We start from the raw sequence: 24,018 nt of genomic DNA on the forward strand, positions 1-24,018 counted from the left end.
CAGTTCTGTGGCACCTGGGTTCCGGCCTGCGCCGGAATGACGTAGGACAGACACAAAAAAACCGGCCGAGGCCGGTTTTTTTTCGCGCTAAGGGAACTTAGCCTTCTTCTTTCAGATAGCGCTCGCGGGAGGCCAGCACTTCTGCACGTGCCGCTTCGGCGTCGGCCCAACCTTCCACCTTCACCCACTTGCCGGGCTCCAGCGCCTTGTAGTTTTCGAAGTAGTGCTCGATCTGCTTGATCAACAGTTCCGGCAGGTCGGAGATTTCCTGCACGTGGTCGTAGAGTTTGGTCAGCTTGGTGTGGGGGACCGCCAGCAGCTTGGCGTCCACGCCGGACTCATCGGTCATGTTCAGCACGCCGACCACTCGGGAGCGGATCACCGAGCCCACTATCACCGGGTAGGGGGCCACTACCAGCACGTCCAGGGGATCGCCGTCTTCGGACAGGGTCTGGGGCACATAGCCGTAGTTGGCCGGATAGAACATGGGGGTGGCCACGAAGCGGTCCACGAATACTGCGTCCGAATCCTTATCCACCTCGTATTTGATTGGATCGTGGTTGGCGGGGATTTCGATGATGACGTTGATATCGTTGGGCAGGTCCTTACCTGCGGGGATCTTGTCGAAGCTCATTGCTGGTCCTGACTGAAAAATGGGCGAAATTGGGGAGCGCGGATTATAAACCTTGTCTTATAAGGCTGAAAGCGGCGCCCTTAGATCCTTTGGTTCGGGCTATCCTGTAACCAGCCATAACGACAATAGCGGCGGAGGGAATCGATGCTGAATCCACGGGAGGTAAAGACACTCGACGATGCCCGGGCCATCGTCGAGGAGCGCAACCTCAGCCACATCAAGGTGGGCCTGTTCGACAACGACGGAGTGATGCGCGGCAAGTATATGAGCCGCGCCAAGTTCCTCTCCGCGCTGGAGCAGGGTTTCTCCTTCTGCGATGTGGTGCTGGGCTGGGACGTCAAGGACCAGCTCTACGACAACGCCCGCTACACTGGCTGGCACACCGGCTACCCGGACGCGCCGGTGCGCATACTGCCGCACAGCTGCCGCGAGATCCCCTTCGAGGAAGGCATGTTGTTGTTCCTTGCCGAATTCGACCAGGGCGCCCGGGCGGTGTGCCCGCGCGCTACGTTAAGCCGGGTGATAGAACGGAGCCAGGCCCTGGGCTTTGAGCCCCTGGCGGCGCTGGAGTACGAATTCTTCCTGTTCGACGAAACCCCGGACTCCGCGCGGGAGAAGGGCTTCCGCAACCTCAAGCCCTACACCCCCGACTGGTTCGGCTACTCGGTGATCCGCAACTCGGTGCATGCGGAGCTGCACCGGCAGATCCTGGAGTTGGGCGAGCGCATGGATTTCCCCCTGGAAGGGCTGCACACCGAGACGGGCCCCGGGGTGCTGGAGGCTGCCATCGCCGTGGACGGTGCCGAGGCGGCGGCGGACAAGGCGGCGTTGTTCAAGACCTTTATGAAGGTGCTGGCCCAGCGCAACGGCCTGATGGCCACCTTTATGGCCAAATGGTCCGGACAGTATCCGGGGCAGAGCGGGCACATCCACCTCTCCCTGCGCCACCTGGATTCCGGCAAATCCGCCTTTTACAACCCCGAGCAGCCGCAGACGATGAGCGCGCTGCAGCGCCATTTTCTCGCCGGCCAACAACGGCTGATGCCGGAATTTCTGTGCCTGATGGCGCCCACAGTGAACAGCTACCGGCGCCTGGTACCCGGCTTCTGGGCGCCCACCGACGCCACCTGGGGGGTGGAGAACCGCACAACCGCGCTGCGCGCCATCCCCGGCAGCGACAAATCGCAGCGCCTGGAATACCGCCTGGGCGCGGCGGACGCCAATCCCTACCTGGCCCTGGCCGCGGCCCTGGGCTCCGGCCTCTACGGCGTAATGCACGAATGGGAGCCCACCGAGGCGGTGGCCGGCAACGCCTACGCCCTGGAGCACCCGCCGGAACTGGCCCTGCCGCGCACCCTGTGGGAGGCGGCGCAGCGCTTCAAGGCCTCGAAACCCGCGCGCGAACTGTTCGGCGACGAATTCGTGGACCACTTCGCCACCAGCCGCGAGTGGGAGGAGCGGGAATACCGCCGCCACGTGAGCGACTGGGAACTGGATCGCTATTTCGAAATTATTTGATTGGGACTCGGGACCGCGGAGCTCCAGCTCCGCCCCTGGGAACGCCGAGCTCCAGTTCGGCTTGCGGGCCGCAGGCCCGCCACGGGCGAACACAAGGTTCGACCTAAATCTGTTCCATTGACTCGTCATACCGGCGTAGGCCGGTATCCAGTCCCAAGGCACCTGGATTCCGGCCTGCGCCGGAATGACGAAATTAGGGGCGAACCTTGTGTTCGCCCAACCGTGGAAGGTCATCGAAATGAACAAACTGCAATGCATCTCTCCAATCGACAATTCCGTGTACGTAGAGCGTCCCCTTGCGTCGCAAAACGAAATCCAAACCGCACTGGACACCGCCCAAAAAGCCCAAACCGCCTGGAAACAAATCCCATTAACAGAGCGCATCGCCATCACCCGCGCCGCGATCAAAAACTTCACCGCCAAAGAAAGCCAACTCGCCGAAGAACTCTGCTGGATGATGGGCCGCCCCATCCGCCAGGCCCCTTCGGAAATCCGCGGTTTTGCCGAGCGCGCCACCTATATGGCGGATATTGCCGAAGAAGCACTGGCCGATATCCGGCTGCCGGAAAAGCCCGGCTTTGTCCGTTTTATCCGTCGCGAACCGCTGGGGGTGGCACTGGTGATCGCGCCCTGGAACTATCCCTACCTCACCGCGGTAAACGCGGTGGTGCCGGCGCTGCTGGCCGGCAATGCGGTGCTGCTCAAACACTCGGCGCAGACGCCCCTGGCCGCCGAGCGCATGGTGGAGGCATTTGTCGAGGCGGGGCTGCCGCGGGGCGTATTCCAGTACCTGCACCTGAACCATGGGGATATAGAGCGGCTGGTCGGGTCCCCGGCAATCAAGCATCTCTCCTTCACCGGCTCGGTGAAGGTCGGTGCCGCGATGGAATACGCGGCAGCGGGGCGTTTTATCGGCGTCGGCCTGGAGCTGGGCGGCAAGGACCCGGCCTATGTGCGCGCCGATGCCGACCTGCAATACGCGGTGGAAACCGCAATCGACGGCGCCTTCTTCAATTCCGGGCAATCCTGCTGCGGCATAGAGCGCATCTATGTGCACGAGGCGCTGTACGAGGATTTCGTCGAGCGCGCGATCGCACTGGTGAAGCAATACCGGCTGGGCCGCCCCGATGATCCGGAAACAACCCTGGGTCCGCTGGTACGCGCGGAAGCCGCGGATTTGTGCGCGGGCAGATAGACGAGGCCATTGCCCAGGGCGCCAGCGCGCATATCGACCCAGCGGATTTCCCCGCGGATAAACGCGGCACTTCCTACCTGGCGCCGCAGATTCTGACGAAAGTCCACCACGGCATGCGCTTGATGAGCGATGAGACTTTCGGCCCGGTGGTGGGCATCCAGAAAGTCCGAGACGACGAGGAGGCACTGGCGCTGATCAACGACAGCGAATACGGCCTCACCGCCGCCATTTTCAGCCGAGACCTGGAGGCGGCCGAAGCACTGGGCGATCGCATTGAAGCGGGCACAATATTTTTAAATCGCTGCGATTACCTAGACCCGGCCCTGGCCTGGAACGGAGTGAAAAACTCCGGGCGCGGCTGCACCCTGTCGAGCATCGGTTACGAACACCTGACCCGGCCGAAATCCTTTCACTTAAAGACTCGAATATGAACATCACCCGATTTCACGCGAACTGGAACTACCCCACCGCCATACGCGTCGGCGCCGGCCGCATCGCCGAATTGCCGGAGGCCTGTCGCGAGTTGGACATGGCCGCACCGCTGCTGGTGACCGATCCGGGATTGGCGCCACTGCCGATGGTGGAAAATGCCCTGACCCTGTGCCGCGACCGCGGATTGAAAGCAGGCCTCTTTTCCGCCGTCAAGGGCAACCCCAGCGGACAGAATGTGGCGGACGGCACAGCGGTCTTCAAAGCCGGCGGCCACGACGGCGTCATCGCCTTCGGCGGCGGCTCCGCGCTGGACGCGGGCAAGGCCGTGGCGCTGATGGCCGGGCAGCAGCGGCCGCTGTGGGATTTCGAGGATATCGGGGACAATTTCCAGCGGGTGGACGTCGCCGGAATGGCACCGGTGGTGGCGGTGCCCACCACCGCCGGCACCGGATCGGAAGTGGGGCGCTCCTCGGTGATTGTCGACGAGGAGGCGCAGGTCAAACGCATTATCTTCCACCCGAAAATGCTGCCGGCGCTGGTGATCCTCGATCCGGAGCTGACCCTGGGTCTGCCGCCCGGACTCACCGCAGCCACCGGTATGGATGCGCTGTCCCACTGCCTGGAAGCCTTCTGCTCGCCGTCGTATCACCCCATGGCCGAGGGCATCGCCCTGGAGGGCATGGAGCTGGTGCGGCAGTATCTGCCGCGAGCGGTGGCAGACGGCTACGACCTGGAGGCGCGGCTGCAGATGCTGGTGGCCTCCAGCATGGGCGCCACTGCCTTCCAGCGCGGCCTGGGCGCCATGCACGCGCTGTCGCATTCCCTGGGCGCGCTCTACGATGCACACCACGGCCTGCTCAACGCGATACTGATGCCCTACGTGCTGCGGGAAAATCGCGAAGCCATAGCGCCGCAGATGGAAAAACTGGCGCGCTACCTGAACCTGGACAGCCCCGGCTTCGACGGCGTCCTCAACTGGGTGCTGGCCCTGCGCGCGGAAATCGGCATTCCCCCCAGCCTGGAAGAAATCGGTATCGGCGACGGGGATATCGAAAGGGTAGGGCACATGGCCGAAATGGACGCCGCCGCGTCCGGCAACCCGATCCACCTCGGCGCCGCACAGTACAGCCACCTATTTGAACGCGCCCTACGCGGTGAAGTCTGACCCCCCGGGACCGCGGAGCTGTTTGCCTTGAGCGCTGAAGGCTCCAGCTCCGCCACATCCCAAGGAGAAAAAAACTATGCGCTACTTATTCGCTTTGATATTCACCCTAACCACCAGCACCACCCTGGCCCAAGACAATATCCGCACAGCAATTTTCGCCGGCGGCTGCTTCTGGTGCATGGAACCGCCCTACGACAAACTCGAAGGCGTACTGGAAACCACCTCCGGCTACAGCGGCGGCCATGTAAAAAATCCCAGCTACGACCAGGTTTCCGCCGGCAACACCGGCCACGCGGAAGTGGTTCGGGTGAAATACGACGCGGACAAGATCGGCTACGAAGAATTGCTGCAAGTATTCTGGCGCAACGTGGACCCTCTGGACGCAGGCGGCCAGTTCTGCGACCGCGGCAGCCAGTACCGCAGCGCCATCTTCTACGGCAACGAGAAAGAGAAAAAACTGGCGGAGGCCAGCAAAGAAAAAGTGGCAAAAAAGCTCGACGGAAAAATCGCCACCGAAATCGTCCCCGTCAGCAAGTTCTATCCCGCGGAGAAGTACCACCAGGACTACTACCAGCGCAATCCCATCCGCTACAAGTACTACCGCTTCCGCTGCCGACGCGACCAGCGCCTCGAGGAAGTGTGGGGAGGGTAGGGTGCGCCGCGCGCACCGGCCAGAAATGTAGGATGGGCAAAGCGCAGCGTGCCCATCATCCAGGGCTTTGATGGGCACGCTGCGCTTTGCCCATCGTCATTCCGGCGAAGGCCGGAATCCAGAAACCCGCGACTGCTCTGGACTCCGGCTTACGCCGGAGTGACGAAATGGACTTATTCAGAGGTTCCTTAAGCTGCCAAGTTAATCCCGTCACAAATCCATCGAGAGACTCCGCGGCTTTCATCTTTTCATCACACTTCCCCTGGCAAGCTTCCTGCCTGGAAATCCTGTTCGCCTTTGCGAACGGCCCGGCCGCGGGAGTTGTGCGGCCTCCATACTGCAAATAACAAGGAAAGATATGATGAAAACCACAATCGTGTCGCAGCTTGCGCTGTGGCTCACCCTGCTGGCCGGCAGCGTCCAGGCCGACGACCTGATTATCTCCGAATATATCGAGGGCAGCAGCTTCAACAAGGCGCTGGAAATCTACAACGGCACCGGCAACCCGGTGAACCTCGGCGATTACACGGTGGAAGTCTACTTCAACGGCTCCACCTCCCCCGGTGCGAATATCACTCTCAGTGGCAGCCTGGCCGACAACGAGGTATTCGTGCTCGCGCACTCCAGCGCCGATGCCGCGGTACTGGCCCAAGCCGACCAGACCTACGGCGGCAGCCTGTTCAATGGCGACGACGCGGTGGCGCTCGTCGGCCCGGGTGGGTTTGTGGATGTGATCGGCCAGATCGGCGTGGACCCGGGCAGCCAGTGGGGCAATTCCACCATCGGCACCCAAAACCAGACCCTGCGCCGCAACGGCGAGGTGCTGGGAGGCCGCACAGACGGCAGCGGGGCCTTCGACCCGTCCTTGGAGTGGACCAGCGCCGGCCAGGACAATTTCGATGACCTGGGGCAGCACAATGGCGATGGCGGTAACGGCGGCGGTGATGGTGGTGTCGACCTCGGCCAGTGCGGCGATCCCGCCACCCTGATCAGCGCCGTGCAGGGCACCGGTGCCGCCAGCCCCCTCGCCGGTGAACGCCACGAAATCGAAGCCGTGGTGGTGGGGGATTTCCAGGATACCGCCAGCGGCCTGGGCGGCTTCTTCCTACAAGAAGAGGACTTCGATCAGGACGGCCTGGATACCACCTCTGAGGGCCTGTTTGTCTACGACAGTGGCTTCGGCGTCGACGTGAATGTGGGCGACCTGGTACGCGTCGGCGGCCAAGTCACCGAGTATTTCGATTTTACCGAACTCAACCAGGTGGACGGCGTCGCCGTGTGCGGCAGCGGCTATAGCGTTACCGCCGCGGAAGTGAGCCTGCCGTTTGCCGACGCCGATCACGCGGAGCGCTACGAGGGCATGCTGGCGCACTTCGCGCAGACACTGACCGTCAATGGCAACTACAACCTGGGCCGCTACGGAGAGCTGGATCTATCAGCAGGCCGCCTATACACGCCCACTCACATCGTCGAGCCGGGCCCCGCCGCTCAGGCCCAGCAGGCCGCCAACGATCTCAACCGTATACTGCTCGACGACGGCTCCACGGTGCAGAACCCGGAGGCCATTCCTTATCCCGCCCCGGGCCTCAGCGCCGACAACAGCCTGCGCGCCGGCGCCACCCTAACCGGCCTGCGCGGCGTGATCGGCTACGGTTTTGACGCCTACCGTGTTCACCCGGTGGAAACGCCGCAGTTCGCCGATCTTGAGCCGCGCACCACCTCGCCGGTACTGCCCGGCGCCGGCAGTTTGCGCGTTGCCAGCTTCAATGTACTCAACTATTTCAATGGCGACGGCCAGGGCGGCGGTTTTCCCACTTCACGCGGCGCCGATACCGCGGAAGAGTTCCAGCGCCAGCGGGACAAAATCGTCGCCGCCATCCGCGGCACCGGTGCGGATATTGTCGGCCTGATGGAAATCGAGAACGACGGCTACGGCACCGACAGCGCGATCCAGGACCTGGTCAACGGCCTCAACGCCGCCGCCGGCAGCCAGGTCTACGCCTTTGTGGACCCGGGCTTGGCGCAATTGGGCAGCGATGCGATCACCGTGGGTATCGTCTACCGCAGCGACCGGGTGCAACCCCTCGGCGCCGCCGCCACCCTGGACAGCTACCCCTTCGACGACCTCAACCGCCAGCCGCTGCTGCAGGCCTTTACCGAACTGGCCAGCGGCGAATCCCTCGCGGTGGCAATCAACCACTTCAAATCCAAGGGCAGCTGCCCACGCGATGGCAGCCTCAACGATGACCAGAACGACGGCCAGGGCTGCTGGAACCAGGTCCGCACCCAGGCCGCCGACGCCCTGGCGGACTGGCTCGCAGCCGATCCCACCGGCACAGGCACCGAGAATGTTCTGATCCTCGGCGACCTGAACAGCTACGCCCGGGAAAACCCCATCACCGCACTGCAGGACGCCGGCTACACCAACCTGCTCGCCAGCTTCCACGGCGACGCCGCCTACTCCTACGTGTTCCAGGCCCAGGCCGGCTACCTGGACCACGCCCTCGCCAACGCCGCCCTGGCACCGCTGGTCACCGGCGTCGCCGACTGGCATATCAACGCCGACGAGCCGCGAATACTGGACTACAACACCGAGTTCAAGAGCGTGGCCCAACTGGATTCCCTCTACAACGCCGACCCCTACCGCGCCTCCGACCACGACCCGCTGGTGGTGGAGCTGGACCTGAGTGCCGGCAATGTGGCCCCCGTTGCGGACTTCATCACGGAGACGCAGGGCAAGCGCGTCAACTTCACCGATACCAGCAGCCACAGCGACGGCAGTATTGTTGGCTGGCACTGGAACTTTGGCGATGGCCACTCGAGCACTGAGCAGAACCCCAGCCACCGCTACCGGCAGAACGGCACTTACACCGTGACCCTGCAGGTAGAGGACGACCGCGGTGCACAGTCCAGCGCACAGCGGGAACTGCTGGTGGAAGACGGCAGCACCGGCCCCAAAGCCCGCTTCACCCTGTGGCGTTTCTTCAACTGGGTCTGGGTATTCGACCGCAGCCGCTACGACGGTGACGGCGAGCTCAGCTACCACTGGGATTTTGGAGACGGCCGTGAAGCGCAGCAGCCAAATGCCTGGCACCGCTACGGCCGCAAGGGTAGTTACGAGATTACCCTGACTGTGAGCGATGGCGCGGGGCGCGAGGGCAGCGCGAGCCGCAGGGTTGCCATCGGTAGGGCTTGGTAGTTGCTCTAATTCTTTTTATGCACCCCTCTCCCGCTTGCGGGAGAGGGGCCGGGGGAGAGGGCCTAAATCGATTCACGTTACGCGGCCTGGACAAGGTCCAGGGGCAATGGCGGATGTTCTGCTTGGTGCATAACATTGAAAAGCTGATGAATTATGGAGCGATTCAATGAGCCAGAAGGCTCTTGACGAAGCCTCTCGATTGACTGCGCAGATTGGATGACTATATGGAAGGAGTGTGTTTAAATCGGGCTCAATGATCAATCAAAATATGGCTGGAAGAGCTGATTCTCCGAAATAGTTTTTCTACAGCCTCGTTAAGCTTTCGCAATCCAAAAATAAGGAGAAAAAATGAACAAGTTGTTAAAGATTGTACTGGGGGTAGTTGGTGTTATTACATTAGCGATATTGGCTGTCTTTTATTTAACGTCTGGGATGGTCAAAGTGGCTGATGAATTATTTCTTGCTGCAAGCCAAGGTGATACCGAGAAAGCATATAGTCTATTGTCAGAAGATTTCAAAAACGGAACTTCTAAAGAGGACTTAGAAAAATACTTTATTGTCAATTCTATTAACAATTTCAAAGAAGCAAGTTGGGAATCTAGATCTACAAGTGGTGGGCGTGGTTCGTTAAAGGGGTCAATAACTACCCATTCGGACGGAGTAATTCCAATAACTTTGAACTTTGTTAAAAGCAATGGAAATTGGAAAATTTACTCCATCCAAAAACCTAGTTCAGGGCTTCAATTCGAATCAGAAGTTCAGATTCCGTCGAAAAATGAGCAGTCAATATTAGTCGAAGATTCAATGCAAGCGTTTGCTGAATCTGTTAATGAAAAGAGTATGGAAAAATTTCATTCTACTTTTTCAAGCATGTTTAAGATGCAGTTTACCCCAGAAAAACTTGACGAGGCTTACGGATCATTCTATCAAGCTGGCGTAGATCTAACGGTTCTAAAAGATATAGAACCCGTAATTAGCACTTCTCCAGAAATAGATGACAACGGAATATTAGGGAACCTCTGAATAAGTCCCAGCCAGATGGGGTAAAATAGCATTGAGCCAACGAAAATAGCACAAGCCATGCACCAAGTCAGCTTTGCCGAAGCCGAATACCGCAACAAGCGCCGCAAGACCCGCCGCGAGAAGTTCCTAGAGCAGATGGAATCTCTGGTTCCCTGGGAGCGCCTGGAAGCGAAGATCGAGCCCTTTTATCCGAAGGCCGGGCGCGGTCGCCAACCGTACCCGCTACAGGTCATGCTGAGAATCCATTGTATGCAGCTGTCCTACAACCTCAGTGATCCCGCGATGGAGGACTCACTTTACGAGATTGAGTCCATGCGCCATTTTAGCGGATTGACACTGACAGACCGAATTCCGGATGAAACCACTATCCTTAACTTCCGCCATCTACTTGAACAGCATCAACTTGGTCGCCAGCTATTTGAGGAGATCAATAGCCATCTCAAGAGTCATGGCATGCTGTTGAGAGAAGGCAGTATCGTGGATGCCACTATTATCGCTGCGCCGAGCTCAACCAAGAACCGGGAGAAGGCTCGAGATCCAGAGATGCACCAGACCAAGAAAGGCAACCAGTGGCATTTTGGTATGAAGATGCATATTGGCGTCGATGACGTGTTGGGAATCATTCATAGCGTGGACACAACCGCCGCAAATACGCATGACATTACCGCGACTGAGCAGGTTCTCCACGGAGAAGAAAAAAGAGTTTGGGGTGATTCTGGCTACACCGGCGCAGAGAACCGGGAAGAGCTCAAATATCGGGAAGTCGAATGGCATATAGCGATTAAACCGAGCAAGCAGAAAACCCTTCCCGGACAAGACGCCGTTCGGAAAATGGAAAAGATCAAAGCTCAAATTCGGGCGAAGGTGGAGCACCCCTTCCGTTATATCAAGCGCGTGTTTGGCTACGATAAGGTACGCTATCGTGGGCTGGAGAAGAATACCGAACGCCTGTGTCTGTTGGCAGGCTTCACCAACCTGTTAATCGGGAGAAAATACCTGCCCGCCTAGGGGCAGTGCGCCTGAAATCCGCGGATAGCGGGCTTCAGGCAAGGAAAACTGGGAGAATTACGTGAAAACATCGGAAATTTGACTATAAAGCGATCGACTTTTTGACCCTCCCGGTTAATTCCCGAGGGAATGGCGAGTTGATCAGAGGTTCCTTAGTTATATCCGGCTATTATCCGACTGAGCCTAGCCAAGTAAAATTCACGCAGAAATTTGCATATGAAGGCATCAAATGGAAATTGTTCGGTTTCAATATAAATATAGAATGATGACCTAGGCCCTATTCGGACAGGTTCAATTAGGTAGCTGTGGTAGCCTCCGGACCTCCATGGCTTAACGAAGTGGTACAGCCGACGTTTTACTTTATGCGCCTTTTGCGCAGTCGCTACGCTCCTATTTTCGCGCAAAACGCGCATAAAGTAAGCGGCCGCTGAGCACGACGTTCAGGCTGTAGAAAAACTCGAGCACTTCTTGAAGTGGCAAATTTTTTGTGCGGAGAGTGCCCTGAAATGCTTTTCGCCATACAAAATAGGTCCAGAATTCATGCAGGAGCGCGATTTTCTGGGCAAAATATAATCAGGACGAAAGGCCGGAGTTTTCTACAGCCTCGTTAGGGCTCCAAGATCATGGAAATCGTAGCAATCAATTGAGAGGGATTGGGAGTCTTTAAAAAAGATTCGATTAGAATCACTTAAGGATTCGCCAGATGCATTTGGCATTTCATATGGCGAAGTTAAAAATTTCACTCCCAATGAGTGGCAATTTATAGCATCGGGTGACGCCGGGCCCAGGTTCTTGATCGCATATAGAAACGAGGGGGCTTTAGGCTTGATTGGTGGTGTCTATTCAAATGGGGAGTATGAGCTAGTTTCAATGTGGGTTAACCCTGTTGTTCGTGGGCTAGGCGTCGGCTTAGAGCTTGTCAAAGCTCTGCAATCTCACGTACTCTCTGAAAGCCACTTGAGCGTAGCGCTAAAGGTTTCAACAGCAAATAAATCCGCACGCAATTTGTATTTAAAAGCTGGGTTTGTAGTGATTGGCGAAGCAGGTGCATTAAATACCGATGGAAGGTTGCAAAAGATGGTGTGGCATCATTCAGCCAAGCCCTAGCCAAGCCCTAGCCAGGCGCTGCTAGGGACGGCCTCCTCTGTGCACATTTTGCGCGGTCACTACGTTCCCATTTTTTCGCAAAATGTGCCCAGAGCAAACCGCCCCAGAGCGCAACGTTCAGGCTGTAGAAAAACTCGAGCACTTTTTGAAGTGGCAAATTTTTCGTGCGGAGAGTGCTCTGAGCTACTTTTCGCCATACAAAACAGGTCCAGAATTCACGTAGGAGCGCGATTTTTTGTGCGAGATATAACCAGGACGAAAGGCCAGAGTTTTTCTACAGTCTCGTTATCGCGCTGGGCGAAGCCCGGCGTATCTTGCGGGGTGAAAGTCCCCGTCGGGTAAGGGTTGGCCACCCGCCCGTATCGAGTGTTGATCTCATTGCGGAGCAGGTAACTGCGAACAATATATGAGGTAAGCGTATACAGAGAATCCAGTAGGCCGTAGGGGAGACCGCGCTCCCTGAAGTGCTGGCACAGCTTCGAAAGCTCGTTGTGGTCGCTGAGAGTTTTAACGTGCTCGAAAGCCACAGGAAGCATCTGCTAATGGCAAAGATGAGGAAGACCACCGGAGTCATCAGGCCGTGGCATGCTGGAAGAGATACGTCGAGGAACCCAGGAAGCCCCAAAGGCTCCTGGTACGAGGTGAAGTGACGACATTATCAGAGTTGGGGCACGGAAGGGTGAGGAGCCCGGAAACGGTGTGGGCTCGGATGAAATCATGGAACATGGAGCGACCAGGTAGGCCTGCGAAGGCCGTATGCCGAGGGGTGTCTTATGGGGCATAGTAGTCGGAGGTCGGGAAAGCCGGCCACATGGCGAAGGACCCCACGGAAGTACGTAGTCCTTAAAGGAACTCATGCCGGACACTGTTGGACTGGATCAACATGAGTCAACCTCACTGGGGGGAATAGCCATTGGGCCTTGTAACGGGTAACAGTGAAGGTCCGCGTGGAAGCGAGTACAACCGAGGAACCGGATGCGGGAAAACCGCACGTCCGGGACTGTGGCAGGGGCGCCCGGTAACGGGCGTTCCTACGCCGGAGCTGTGAGTAGTGTATGAAAGAATATAAAGTCCCATATTGTACAATTATCATTTCATTGGCTACCTTTGCCTATTCATTGTTTGTTTGCTATGAGATAAATGGTGCTTTCTATGGGAGGATGAAAATCATTCAATTGGAAGAGTACGGCGGTATTACCTTCGAGCATTTGAAAAACTTTGAGTTCTGGAGGCTGTTCGCATCTCAAATGATACATCGTGGGCAATTACACATGCTGTATAGTGTTCTGTCTCTTTTGGTTCTAGGGATTTTTATTGAACGTCACGTTAATTTCGTTCAGTTCTTCTCTATCTGGTTCGTACCAGGAGCAATTGGAACTTTAGTCAGCACACTTTCCGTAGATCCACCCTGGAACTTAGGGACGGGTGCTTCCCAAGCTACTTTTGGTGTCGCAGCCTTTGGTCTGGTTTTGGCGGTTAAGAAAATTGAAAATTCTTGGAAGTTTTATGGCGTCTTGCTTTTTTCTCTAATTCCTGCACTTACGCTAGATTTCATTTATGCAGGCTACCCTAAGCCTGGTCATGTAACTGGATTCGTCGTAGGTGCGTTACTCGGCCTGACATATTTGAAATTCAAGCGGCCCGGGGAACTCATGGCCGGTCGACTCCGATCCGGCTAACAGGCGCTGCAAAGGGCTTACTTTGTACACTTTCTGCGCAGCCGCTCCGCTCCGTTGTCGCGCATAAAATACACAAAGCTGCCCCTGAGCGCAGCGGTTAGGCTCACCATAATCCACACGTTAAAGTAGGTGATGCGAATGGAAACCTTCCTGTTTCCCACTCTAAACACTGTTTTTCTATTGGTCATTTATTCTGTGTCTTTTGCCTCAAGCAGCGAACACCCCTTGATAGGCAACTCCGCTCACACACAGCCGCAGATAGGAAGTGCCTATATGGATTCATCGTTTCCGTCAAGCTTTGCACAGGAAGTGTCATTATGGCCCGAAGGCTCTAAAGTTTTGGAGGATGGGATTAAGATAATCGCCAATGACGAGTACGCTAAAAATAATCCTCGGCTCGTCATCACCCATCCTACATTTTTACTTTATACCCCAAAAAAACATTCCGCACGAGCAGCCGTTATCGTCTTTCCAGGGGGCGGATACAAAGGTGTTGCGATTGGCAAGAAAAGCACGATCGGATTCAATGGTGCTGATGTATGCAAGTGGCTGACTGGCGCTGGTGCCACTTGCATTCTTTTGAAGTATCGAGTTCCTAATTCTGGGTGTAGTTGGAACGCAAAAACTCGTAAGCATGATACGCCAGATACTCCAATGGCACTGCAAGACGCTCAAAGGACGATTTCTATCGTTCGATACAACGCAAAGAAATATGATATAGATCCGAATAAAATTGGCGTTATGGGGTTTTCGGCTGGAGGGAATTTGGCTGTTCTTTCCAGCACAGCTTTTAAAAAACGAGCATATGACCCCATCGATGAAATTGATCAAGTTAGCAGTCGTCCCGACTTCGCGATACCTGTTTATCCAGGACACTTGACAATGGAGCACAAAAACAAAAAACCAAAAGAAATCGCAGCACAAGAGCTAAATACCGACATTGAGATATCAACAGATATACCGCCAACTCTTCTCATACACGCCAAAGATGACCCGATTGATCCGGTTCATTACTCGAAAGTGTATGAAAGAGAATTGAAGAAAGTTGGTGTAAACGTGAAACTCATGCTCTATCAAACTGGCGGTCATGCTTTTGGAGTCAAGAAGCAAGGTAAAGACACTGACAGGTGGACTGTTGATGCACTCAGATGGCTAAAGGAAATCAAGATCCTCTGACATGAAGCTCTGCTTGCTATTAGGCAATTAACATGAAGATATATTGGACATTAAAAAGCATACCTGAGTTTTCAGCTCTCTCGATACAAGAGCGGAGCGCACGATGGCGAAAGGTATATACGAAATGCTTTCATCATTGGCAAACCTGGTTAGGACTTGCTACCTGTGGTTTTTGCGCCATTTTAGGTGGACATATCGGGGGTGTCGTTGGTATGGGGTTGCTTGGTGCTGCTCTCGGCGGAGGTATCGGCGGCTTAATATTTTCTCAGGTCTTTATTACCGTTGCACGTCGGTATTATCGACACATTTTACTTGGCAAGGAGCCTGACTTAGAAGGTGAATCGCATGCCTAAAGGGAGATGCTTTGCTATGAATCGTACTTTGTTTTTACTCTACAAGCTCATGACCATGGTAGGGCTATTTTGGTCTATGAGTGCTTTTCCAGGTGAGATTGCTCTGACTTTTGACGACGTCCCGTTGCCTGGTGGTAATGTGATGTCTGGAAAAGAGAAAACTCAAAGAATAATTCAGCAGTTGAAGAGTCGAGGCGTAAACGAAGCGCTATTTTACGTCACTGGAAAAAATGTAGACGAGGAGTCGAGCGATCGTTTATCAGCTTATGTCAATGCAGGTTTTTATTTGGCAAATCATAGCTATGCTCATAAATCCGCAAGTAAAATATCTGTGGATGATATTTTGGTGGATGCATATAGGACTCATTTAATTCTCAAGCGGTATGGAAAAACGCTCCCCTACTACCGATTTCCGTATCTTCATAACGGAAATGACAATGATTCTAGAAGGGCTATTTTAAATGGTTTAAAAGAGCTGGGTTATTCTAATGGCTATGTAACTGTAGATAACTATGATTGGTATATAAATAAATTATATTTGCAGTATAAAAGTTCTGGACGGAAAATTAATTCTGAAAATATGAAAGAACTGTATATTGATTTGCTCTGGGAAAATATTCAGTTTTACGACGAGTTAGCGAAAGATATATTGGGAAGATCGCCCAAGCATGTTTTGCTTTTACATGAAAATGAGATTGCGGCGCTTTATCTCGGTGACCTTATTGACCGCGTGCGTTTTAAAGGGTGGAAAGTTATATCTCCTGTTGAGGCCTATCAAGATCCATTGGCTGATGTAAATCATGACTTGCCTTTTTCAAAGCAGGGACGTGTAGCATCAGTCGCTCACTATAATGGCGTTGATGAAAAATTACTTAGACATAAGAACGAAAACGTTGATTATATTAAAAGAATGTTTGAAAATTATAATGTAATTGAGGATTAGTCTATGGAGGAAGGTTCGTCTTCCATGATTTTCGTAAAGCTTTACTTGTTAAATTAACGCCTTCCCGGGGTCATGACAAGGTATGTAAAGCCAAGCTGCTCAGCGCCATCTGCGAGCAAGACTTCATCCAGAGCAGCTACGGACCATGAATGCACTGTTGGACAGCTGTTTCTGTCTTTGGGGAACAGACTAAAGATTTCAGTCGAGATGAGGTCTAGCTCCAATGGTTCGTTGTTGAGGGGTAGCCTACTTTATGCAGCTTTTATGCGGTTGGCTGCGCTCGCATATTCGCATAAAAGCTACACAACGGTGGCTGCCCCGCATATTGACTGAAGCAATACCGAGAGGTCCAGAATGAAGAAAACATGTCTATTTAAAGTAACGATTTTGGTTGGCTTGTGCATTTCATTTTCATCTGAGGCACAGGTCAACGACCTTGAAACAAATTTAGGCGATTCATATTACTACGTGGATCATTTTGAAACGGTTATTGATAAGCCTGTTGATGAAGTCTGGCCTCACGTAGTCGAAATGGGCAAGTGGATGCCGTGGATGACCGGCGCTAATCCGGAGAGCAATAAGATATCAGAGGGGGAGCGGGTTCATTTATATGATGACTTTTATATTGAGGTTGTAAAAATCATCCCTCAGAAAATGATCCTATTGGCAAATTTGCCTAATGTAGACCGAGGGGAGCAGTCACAAGGTGTTGCAATGATTTCTGTCACTGAAGCTAACGGGAAAACTCTTGTATCTATATTTATGAGCAGAATTTACAATTGGTTTGATGCTGAAGAAAATCCTCAGCGGGCAACCAGGGAATCTTCTGAGTTCGCTAAGAAACGAAAAGCAGTGTTCAAAGATAACTTTCTCGTTAAGCTCAAGCAGCTAGCAGAAACTTAGCACCACCATACGGGGTCCACCATGTCCCGGAGCACGGCATTAACAGTCAGAAAGGAATACGCAATTGAACATGAGAACTATTGGCATCCTATGTATCGCCCTCTTGGCTGGGTGTGCCTCCAATCAGAAGCCCAGTTCCTCGAACGCCATCATGGATGCAGAAAACCTGGGCAGAACACTATACAACAATCTGACATCTGAGGATGGGAGTTCGCCTTACACCTCACGCGAAGCAGACGTCGTCAAGATGGTTGGGGAGGAGGGGGTAGCTAGCGACGGACATTACAAGGCCGTTTCTATTTTCAATGAGCAGGATGGGGTGGAGAACCTTTTCTTGGTCCTGTTTCCTGATTCAGAGGGTGTACAGTTTGGGAGGCACTTTCGGTTCCAGTTCAGGGCCGGCACGAATGATCTAATTGATGTCAGCCCTTCAACAAAGACCTGTCTTCTTGTGCCGGTTACTGGGGATTCTGTTCCTTTCTCAACACATTTATTGTCGGATGTGCCAAACGAGTTTCATGTCTTTCTGAGTTTGTACCACAATAAACAGATATATGTATCAACTCGTAAGGGCTTATGGAGTGTTAACGGTGGTAAGATCTCGCATATTGAAAAGTGAGATATTAGTGTCAAAGTCTGATCCACTCCAAGTGTAGGCATGGTATGCTTGCTGGTCCCGCTCATTCTGCTGCAGGCATTAAAAATAAAGATTATTAATTCAAGGAGTAACGATGGGAAGGTATTTATTAGTTTTGATTGTGCTGCTAATTTCGGGGTGTGCCAGCGTATCTACAGCTCATCGCCCTGAAGATTATTATTCTTCAGTAGAAGATAAAGATAACAATGAACCGTTATTTGGTACTTCGGCAGGAGTCCTTGCGGATTCGGATATAGAGAGAATTTTAAACTATCGTTTAGAGTTGCCACCAAAGAACAGGATCGCTATTTTAAAGCTGTCTAATGATAATTATTGGCGCTATTATTCGAACGATTTTACACAGCTCAGTGAATCAATCGCTGACAATTTCATTGGTCAGTTGAGAAGTTCGCCCAGAGTTTATGATGCTTCATTCCTTCCAAGTATGCTGGTTCCAGAACAAAGAACTGTGCCTTACCTTAGGGAAGCTGCAGCTCGCTATCAGGCGGATTTGCTCCTGGCTTACCGATCAAATTGTCGGACTTTTGAAAAATATAAATTTATTGACACAGATGAAACAAAAGTATACTGCTCAGTAGAAGCGGTATTGTTGGATATCCGTTCCGGAATTGTTCCTTTTACAGTTGTTTCCAGTAATGAATTTACTGCGCGTAAAGAGTTAGGTGATGTAAATTTCAGGGAAACTGTAAAGAAAGCGGAGTTATCTGCAACTTCTAAATCACTCGAAGAAACTGCAGGTAGGGTTGTTCAATTTTTGGCTTCTGTTGATGCTTTGCAGCGTTAGTGAGGGCCGCTTTGGATTTCACGGCGCTACGTGCATACGACCCCACGAATTGCGGTACTGGCGCTTAACTTGGAGTGCGGTCATGGGGCCTTACATTTTACATAAAAATTGTAAGGCCTCTGTGCTCTTCGCGCCAGGTCACGGCTTAGGCCGGGTGCTGGGCATCGTCTACCGCGTGATTGCCACGCATCTGGTTGAGAAGGCGTGGCTTTACCAAGAAGACCGCCCAGACCGGGTCGGTGACCTTGATCCAGCATTTAGGCAGTGCGTTGAACCTCAACATCCACTTTCATATACCGTTCCTCGATGGCGTGTATATCAACCGCTCTGACGGAACCGCCCGGTTTCGCGGGGCCAAGGCGCCGACGTGCCGGGAGTTCACGCAACTGGCGCACACTATCGCTCGGCGTGTCAGTCGCCTTCTGGAGCGGCAGGGACTACTGGAGCAGGATGCTGAGAATAGCTGCCTGGCTGCGGACGCGGTGGGCGAGGACCCACTGAATCAACTCCCGTGGTACGCCATCACCCTACCGTATCGCCTTCGGTCCGACTGCTGCGGACGAAGTACCGCCGCAGGCTGGTGCAGGAGGGCCGGGAAGGGGGTATGATTTCTATGACCCAATATAGCTTGCATCGCCAGGATGGCGGGTTGGGGCCCGGTTCGTATCCCGTAACGTTACCAATGGGTCGCGACACAATAATAAAAGCGGACAGCAAAGGCGCCCTGGATGAAGGGCGGGGAGAGGGCATGGATCACTTTTTCAACCGTATCTTGCCGGATCTGTACCAATGCGCCATGCAGCCTGGCCAATGGCGCAATCTGATGGACAAAATTCGTGCCCACTTCGGCGTACAGAATGTTTCCCTGCAAATGTATCAAGTCCGGGATGACCACCTGAGACAACAGTGGTCGGTGCGCGACTCCTGGTCTTTCTCCCACAGGGCATTGCATGATCGGCTGGTTAATAATGATCGAAATCCGCGTCTGGACCTGAATTTGACCGCAAGGCCCCAGGCCGGTGTTTGCGTACTCAGGGACCGGGATGTCTTCAGCCCCGATTGCCCGGAATATATTGCGCTGCGCCAACGCTTGCACGCCTTGGGGTTGGGACAGGAGTTGTTGTTGTCGCTGGAATACGACTCCGGCCGCTTACTCTCCCTTATCATGCACAAGCCGGCGGCAGAGCGCGTTGACTTCACCCGGGCGCAGGAACGGGTCCTGTACGATTTGGCACCTCACTTGCAGCAGGCGGTGGAAAGCTTCGAGAACACCCTCCGGCTGCGCCAGCACGTGGAAATGCTCTCGCACACTGTCGGCAATCTCAGCACGGGCCTGTTGTTACTGGACAGCGTCGGCAAAATACGTTGGAGCAATCATTACGCTCGCAGGATTCTGCTCAGGTCGTCGCACCTGACATTAAGCCGGGAGCGGGTTCAATGTGTCTCGGGAGAAACTCACGCAGAGTTTTGCCGCTTGCTGGAATGCGCTGTCCGGGGTGAACCGAACGGCCGGCGCGGTGTCATGACCGTCGGCAACGGGACTTCCCGGCCGTTGCAATTGCTGGTCGCTCCGGCCTATACGCCGTCCCTGTCCGATGAGGTGTCAATGGAGAAGGGCGTCATCGTGCCGGTCTACCTTTCAGAGCGAAATGACGTGCTGGGATTGTCACCGGCGGATGTCGCGACATTATTCGGTTTGACGCCCGCCGAAGCGCGACTGGCAACGGCTTTGACAGAGGGCGCTTCGCTGGCCGACTATGCCAACGAGCAGGGTATCTCGGTCGGTACCACACGTATCCAGCTTAAAAGCGTTTTTTCCAAGACCAAAACCTCCCGCCAATCGGACCTCATTAAACTATTGTGTATGTCCGTTTCGGCGAAAGCTTCCCTTCCATAATCCCGACTTTCTGTTTTCGCGCCGTTTTATATCCCAAATGGGATATTGAGCGGTCGTTTTTCCCTGGTTACTCTCTAGGGAGTGTTATTTCCAGTTTCCGCCATGTGAAAACGCGAGTAGCCGCTCATAGGCCTTGCCGCAGGTGGGAAAACTGAACTTTGCCAACTTTGGACGATAACAACAGGTTGAATTTATATGATTTATAACCGCAAGTCCTCGTGGGGGATAAGTCTTTACGTATTGACGGTCGCACTTTGGGCCGGTCCTGTCGCGGCGCAAACACTTAATAAGCATGTGGCAATGGTGGGCCCCGAATCCGAGGTTCCGGTTGCTATCCAGAACGCGCGCTGGGCAATGCTGCAACCCGACCTCAACGTCCTGACGTTCCGCAGCATGGATACTCTCTTCACGACTCGCACGGTCCCCCGCTCCGGCCAGGTTTCGCCGTTGCCGGCGGACGATACCGCTCTCGATTTTACCTACGACTTTCGGGGCAGGACCTACACGCCTGAAGTGTTTCTGGATAGAAATTTCACCAACGCCCTTTTGATCATGAAAAACGGGCGCATCGTCTACGAAAACTATCGAAACAATACCGATGCCCGAACCCGATTTACCGGTTGGTCGATGACCAAGTCCATTACTTCTATCTTGGTCGGACGTGCGTTGGAGGAGGGACGCATCCGATCCCTGGATGATGATATCACCGACTATCTTCCGGAGCTGAAGGCGGGTGCCTATAAGGGAGTGACCATCCGGCAGATTCTCGCCATGCGTTCGGGTGTGGATTACCAGGAGCGATATGATTTTGACAATCCCGGCATCGCAGCGCGCAACCATATCCTGGCGCTCGTCAAGAACGTGGCGCGGTTTGCCGATGTGGCCAGGGACATCAAGCGCGCCCACGAGCCGGGGGAAGTCTTTGCCTACAAGACCATCGATACCGCCGTGTTGGGCCTGCTGATAGAGCGGATCAGCGACGGCGGTACAGTCGCCTCCTACACGACCTCGCGCCTCTGGGAGCCGCTGGGAGCGGAGGTCGATGGTTTCTACATCATGGACGGGCAGCCGGGCGCCGGTCGCGAATTCAGCGGTGCGGGCTTTAACGCCACCTTGAGGGATTTCGCCCGAATCGGGACCATGATGCTCAACAAGGGTCGAATCAACGGCGACCGGATCGTGTCGCCGGAATGGGTGGAGCTATCGACAACTTCCGTGGGCCCGGAAGACAAGGCTTTTGGTCCCGGAGGTTACGGGTACCAGTGGTGGACAGTCGCCGACAGCGAGGCGTATTCGGCGATCGGCCTGCAGGGGCAATATATTTACGTTGATCCGGCCACGGGAACCGTGATTGTAAAGCTCAGTTACTATCCGCCCGGCGATGACCGGCATCTGTTAGAGGAAGCCCTCGCGTTCTTCGATGCAGTGTCGGCCTGGCGTCCGCAGTAAAAAGGGGACGGAAAATTCCAAAAAAAGAATAATGGGAAAAAAGGGGGTGTTAGCATGATATTTCAAAATAAAATGCTTTGTGTATGTATCGCCGGTGTTGCCGGTGTTCCGGCGCTGGCTCAACCTGCTGGATCGAGGGTTGGCCAGACTGCAATATTGGAAGAGGTGGCAGTCACGGCGCAGCGTCGTACCGAAAATCTCCAAGACATATCGGTGGCGGCCTCGGCGTTCAATGCCGATGCATTAAAAGCCAAGGCGGTTTCCCGGGTGAGCGATCTCCAGAACGTGGCACCGTCTCTATCCATCACCGATGCCGGCATTACGTTGAACGTGAATATACGTGGCATAGGTATCGCGAGTAATTCACCTAATGTTACCGCCGGCGTGGCAACCTATGTCGATGGGTTGTTCCAGCCGCCGATTGTGCAGGCAAACAGTTTTTACGACCTGGAAAGCATAGAGGTTTTCCGGGGACCCCAGGGAACCTTTGTGGGGAGTAATTCCACCGGTGGCGCGATCTTCATTAACACCCGCGATCCGGAACTCGGAACCTTTGGTGGCTACGGCCAAATAGGCGCTGGCGATTATGGGCACCGTGAAGCGGAGGGTGCCCTGAATATTCCCGTAGCCGAAGACCTGGCTGTTCGTCTTGCCGGTTTCACCCGGAACAGGGACACCTACTACGACGATCTCGGCCCTTTGGACAACGACGCCGGGAAGCTTGACGAGTACGGGGCCCGCGTGGGCGTGTTGTGGAATCCCGGCAATTTCGAACTGCTGTTGAAATCCCAGTTTAACGATCGCAAGACAGGTGGCTATCCGTATCATCCGGTTCCGGGCACGCAGTTCGCAACTTTCCAGCCCGAGGGGTTTCGTGACGTTCATTACGACGAACCCACCGCCAACCGCGACCGGGCTGATATAACCAGCCTGGAGATGCGCTACGAGCTGGATAACGGTGTTGTGCTGCGCTCGCTCATCGGCTATCAGCACAAGCGCCTGAACAACCTCTACGACGTCGATGCGTCGCCGGCGCCGCTATCCGTCGGCGGTGATATCAGCCAGGACTATTTTGCGGGAGAGAAGCAACTCAGCCAGGAAATCAATATTATTTCCCCAACCAACGGCGCGCTCGATTGGGTTGTGGGTGTGTACTACCAGAAGAACGATATCGAGGTGGAAATCCGGGAAAGCCAGGGCGGCTTCCCGACCGATATCCTGCCCAGGAACGAACGGATTACCACAGGGTATTTCGCCCAGGTCAATTATGATCTGACACCCGCCCTGGAGCTTCAGTTGGGAGGCCGGCATTCCGGATATGATACGGAGGGCACAGGCGGTCTCTTTATCGGTCGAGGCATCCCGATATTCCCTCCAAGTGGGCTTCAGGTGGCTGACCTGTCCGGCGATCACGTCGATAATCGAAACACGGGCAAGGTGGCTCTGAACTGGACGATTTCAGAAGAGCATATGGTCTATGGCCTGGCCTCGCGTGGCTATAAGCCCGGCGGGTTCAATTCCACGACATCCGAGTTCGACCCTGAGGAAGTCCTCAGCTATGAAGCCGGCTGGAAAGCGAGCTTCTACGAGGGCCGCATAAGGACCCAGGTCACTGCTTATTACAACGACTACAAAGACTTCCAGTTCAACATCCTCGAAACCAGCACGGGGTTCGTCGGTGTCGAGAACCTTGACGATATGACAATCAAAGGTCTCGAGGCGCAGGTTCAGGCTGTATTCGGCGAGCTGTCGTTCGACGCCAATATCGGCTATACCGATTCCAGGCTCGGGGCATTAACGTTTGTCAACACTCGCCGGTTGCCGCGGGGTACACTGGGGCCACAATGCCCGGGCGGAACGCCATCGTCTCCCCCTGTCTGTTTTGATTACACGCCTTTTGTCGAAACGAACGGAGGTGGCGACCCGCTGTTCGCTCCGGAACTGACCTACAGTCTCGGTGTACAGTATGACATTACTCTTGATGAACTGAGGGTGACGCCCCGGGTCAACTACGCATACATAGACGACCAGTACACGTATTTTTCGTATTCACCCGTATCCGACCTGATCGAGGGTTACGCCTTGCTGTCGGCCTCGTTGACCCTGACAAACGAGGCCTGGAAGGCCGAGCTTTACGGTACGAACCTGACAGACGAAGAGTATGTCGCGGGGCAATTCGATATTAATGAATTTTACGGCGCACCTCGCGAGTACGGTATACGCCTGGGGTATCAATTCTAGCG

General features: G+C 54.5%; 19 protein-coding genes and 2 pseudogenes. 20 read left to right on the forward strand and 1 reads right to left on the reverse strand.

What is annotated here, in order from left to right; genetic code table 11:
• Positions 1–97: 97 nt before the first annotated feature.
• Complete coding sequence (gene ppa / locus PP263_RS22035) at positions 98–634, reverse strand: inorganic diphosphatase (protein ID WP_183456153.1); 537 nt, start codon at positions 632–634, stop codon at positions 98–100.
• A 144-nt stretch (positions 635–778) separates the two neighbouring features.
• On the opposite strand from ppa, the gene PP263_RS22040 reads away from it, so the two are divergent.
• The 20 genes and pseudogenes from PP263_RS22040 to PP263_RS22130 all read left to right on the forward strand — a co-directional run bounded on the left by PP263_RS22040 (position 779) and on the right by PP263_RS22130 (position 24,016).
• Positions 779–2,152, forward strand: a complete 1,374-nt coding sequence (locus PP263_RS22040) for a glutamine synthetase (protein WP_308366228.1) — start codon at positions 779–781, stop codon at positions 2,150–2,152.
• Between the two features lie 238 nt (positions 2,153–2,390).
• Positions 2,391–3,778 (forward strand): annotated as a pseudogene (locus PP263_RS22045) (aldehyde dehydrogenase family protein).
• Complete coding sequence (locus tag PP263_RS22050) at positions 3,775–4,944, forward strand: iron-containing alcohol dehydrogenase (protein WP_308366229.1); 1,170 nt, start codon at positions 3,775–3,777, stop codon at positions 4,942–4,944. Before PP263_RS22045 ends, PP263_RS22050 begins: the two are co-directional and overlap by 4 nt.
• A 76-nt stretch (positions 4,945–5,020) precedes the next feature.
• Positions 5,021–5,596, forward strand: coding sequence for a peptide-methionine (S)-S-oxide reductase MsrA (gene msrA, locus PP263_RS22055; RefSeq protein ID WP_308366230.1), 576 nt, complete (start codon positions 5,021–5,023; stop codon positions 5,594–5,596).
• Positions 5,597–5,954: 358 nt separating this feature from the next.
• On the forward strand, positions 5,955–8,795 hold the full coding sequence (locus PP263_RS22060; RefSeq protein ID WP_308366231.1) for an ExeM/NucH family extracellular endonuclease: 2,841 nt from the start codon (positions 5,955–5,957) through the stop codon (positions 8,793–8,795).
• A 17-nt stretch (positions 8,796–8,812) separates the two neighbouring features.
• Entirely contained in the window at positions 8,813–8,965 is a 153-nt protein-coding gene (locus PP263_RS22770) for a transposase (protein WP_374693681.1), read from the forward strand.
• A gap of 178 nt (positions 8,966–9,143) precedes the next feature.
• A complete protein-coding gene (locus PP263_RS22065) occupies positions 9,144–9,818 on the forward strand; it encodes a hypothetical protein (protein WP_308366232.1) in 675 nt (224 codons plus the stop codon).
• Positions 9,819–9,875: 57 nt separating this feature from the next.
• Entirely contained in the window at positions 9,876–10,826 is a 951-nt protein-coding gene (locus PP263_RS22070) for an IS5 family transposase (RefSeq protein WP_308365102.1), read from the forward strand.
• Between the two features lie 762 nt (positions 10,827–11,588).
• Positions 11,589–11,933 (forward strand): GNAT family N-acetyltransferase, encoded by a 345-nt coding sequence (locus PP263_RS22075; RefSeq protein ID WP_374693730.1) that lies wholly within the window; start codon positions 11,589–11,591, stop codon positions 11,931–11,933.
• A gap of 1,055 nt (positions 11,934–12,988) precedes the next feature.
• Positions 12,989–13,612: a rhomboid family intramembrane serine protease gene (locus PP263_RS22080; RefSeq protein WP_308366233.1), complete on the forward strand. Its 624-nt coding sequence runs from the start codon at positions 12,989–12,991 to the stop codon at positions 13,610–13,612.
• Between the two features lie 138 nt (positions 13,613–13,750).
• A complete protein-coding gene (locus PP263_RS22085; RefSeq protein WP_308366234.1) occupies positions 13,751–14,788 on the forward strand; it encodes an alpha/beta hydrolase in 1,038 nt (345 codons plus the stop codon).
• Between the two features lie 32 nt (positions 14,789–14,820).
• Positions 14,821–15,141: a hypothetical protein gene (locus PP263_RS22090; RefSeq protein ID WP_308366235.1), complete on the forward strand. Its 321-nt coding sequence runs from the start codon at positions 14,821–14,823 to the stop codon at positions 15,139–15,141.
• 16 nt (positions 15,142–15,157) lie between these two features.
• Complete coding sequence (locus PP263_RS22095; protein WP_308366236.1) at positions 15,158–16,084, forward strand: polysaccharide deacetylase family protein; 927 nt, start codon at positions 15,158–15,160, stop codon at positions 16,082–16,084.
• Between the two features lie 354 nt (positions 16,085–16,438).
• Positions 16,439–16,987 carry a hypothetical protein gene (locus PP263_RS22100; RefSeq protein WP_308366237.1) on the forward strand — a complete coding sequence of 183 codons (549 nt, stop codon included), beginning with the start codon at positions 16,439–16,441 and terminating at the stop codon, positions 16,985–16,987.
• A gap of 64 nt (positions 16,988–17,051) precedes the next feature.
• Positions 17,052–17,606 (forward strand): hypothetical protein, encoded by a 555-nt coding sequence (locus PP263_RS22105; protein WP_308366238.1) that lies wholly within the window; start codon positions 17,052–17,054, stop codon positions 17,604–17,606.
• 112 nt (positions 17,607–17,718) lie between these two features.
• Positions 17,719–18,429: a hypothetical protein gene (locus tag PP263_RS22110; RefSeq protein ID WP_308366239.1), complete on the forward strand. Its 711-nt coding sequence runs from the start codon at positions 17,719–17,721 to the stop codon at positions 18,427–18,429.
• A gap of 145 nt (positions 18,430–18,574) precedes the next feature.
• Positions 18,575–18,996: pseudogene (locus PP263_RS22115) on the forward strand (transposase); the annotation flags it as partial.
• Between the two features lie 37 nt (positions 18,997–19,033).
• Entirely contained in the window at positions 19,034–20,326 is a 1,293-nt protein-coding gene (locus tag PP263_RS22120) for a helix-turn-helix transcriptional regulator (protein WP_308366240.1), read from the forward strand.
• Positions 20,327–20,521: 195 nt separating this feature from the next.
• Positions 20,522–21,775, forward strand: coding sequence for a serine hydrolase (locus tag PP263_RS22125; protein WP_308366241.1), 1,254 nt, complete (start codon positions 20,522–20,524; stop codon positions 21,773–21,775).
• A 54-nt stretch (positions 21,776–21,829) separates the two neighbouring features.
• Positions 21,830–24,016 (forward strand): TonB-dependent receptor domain-containing protein, encoded by a 2,187-nt coding sequence (locus PP263_RS22130; RefSeq protein WP_308366242.1) that lies wholly within the window; start codon positions 21,830–21,832, stop codon positions 24,014–24,016.
• Positions 24,017–24,018: the final 2 nt, after the last annotated feature.

The sequence above is a fragment of the Microbulbifer sp. TB1203 genome (assembly GCF_030997045.1).
Classification (GTDB): domain Bacteria; phylum Pseudomonadota; class Gammaproteobacteria; order Pseudomonadales; family Cellvibrionaceae; genus Microbulbifer.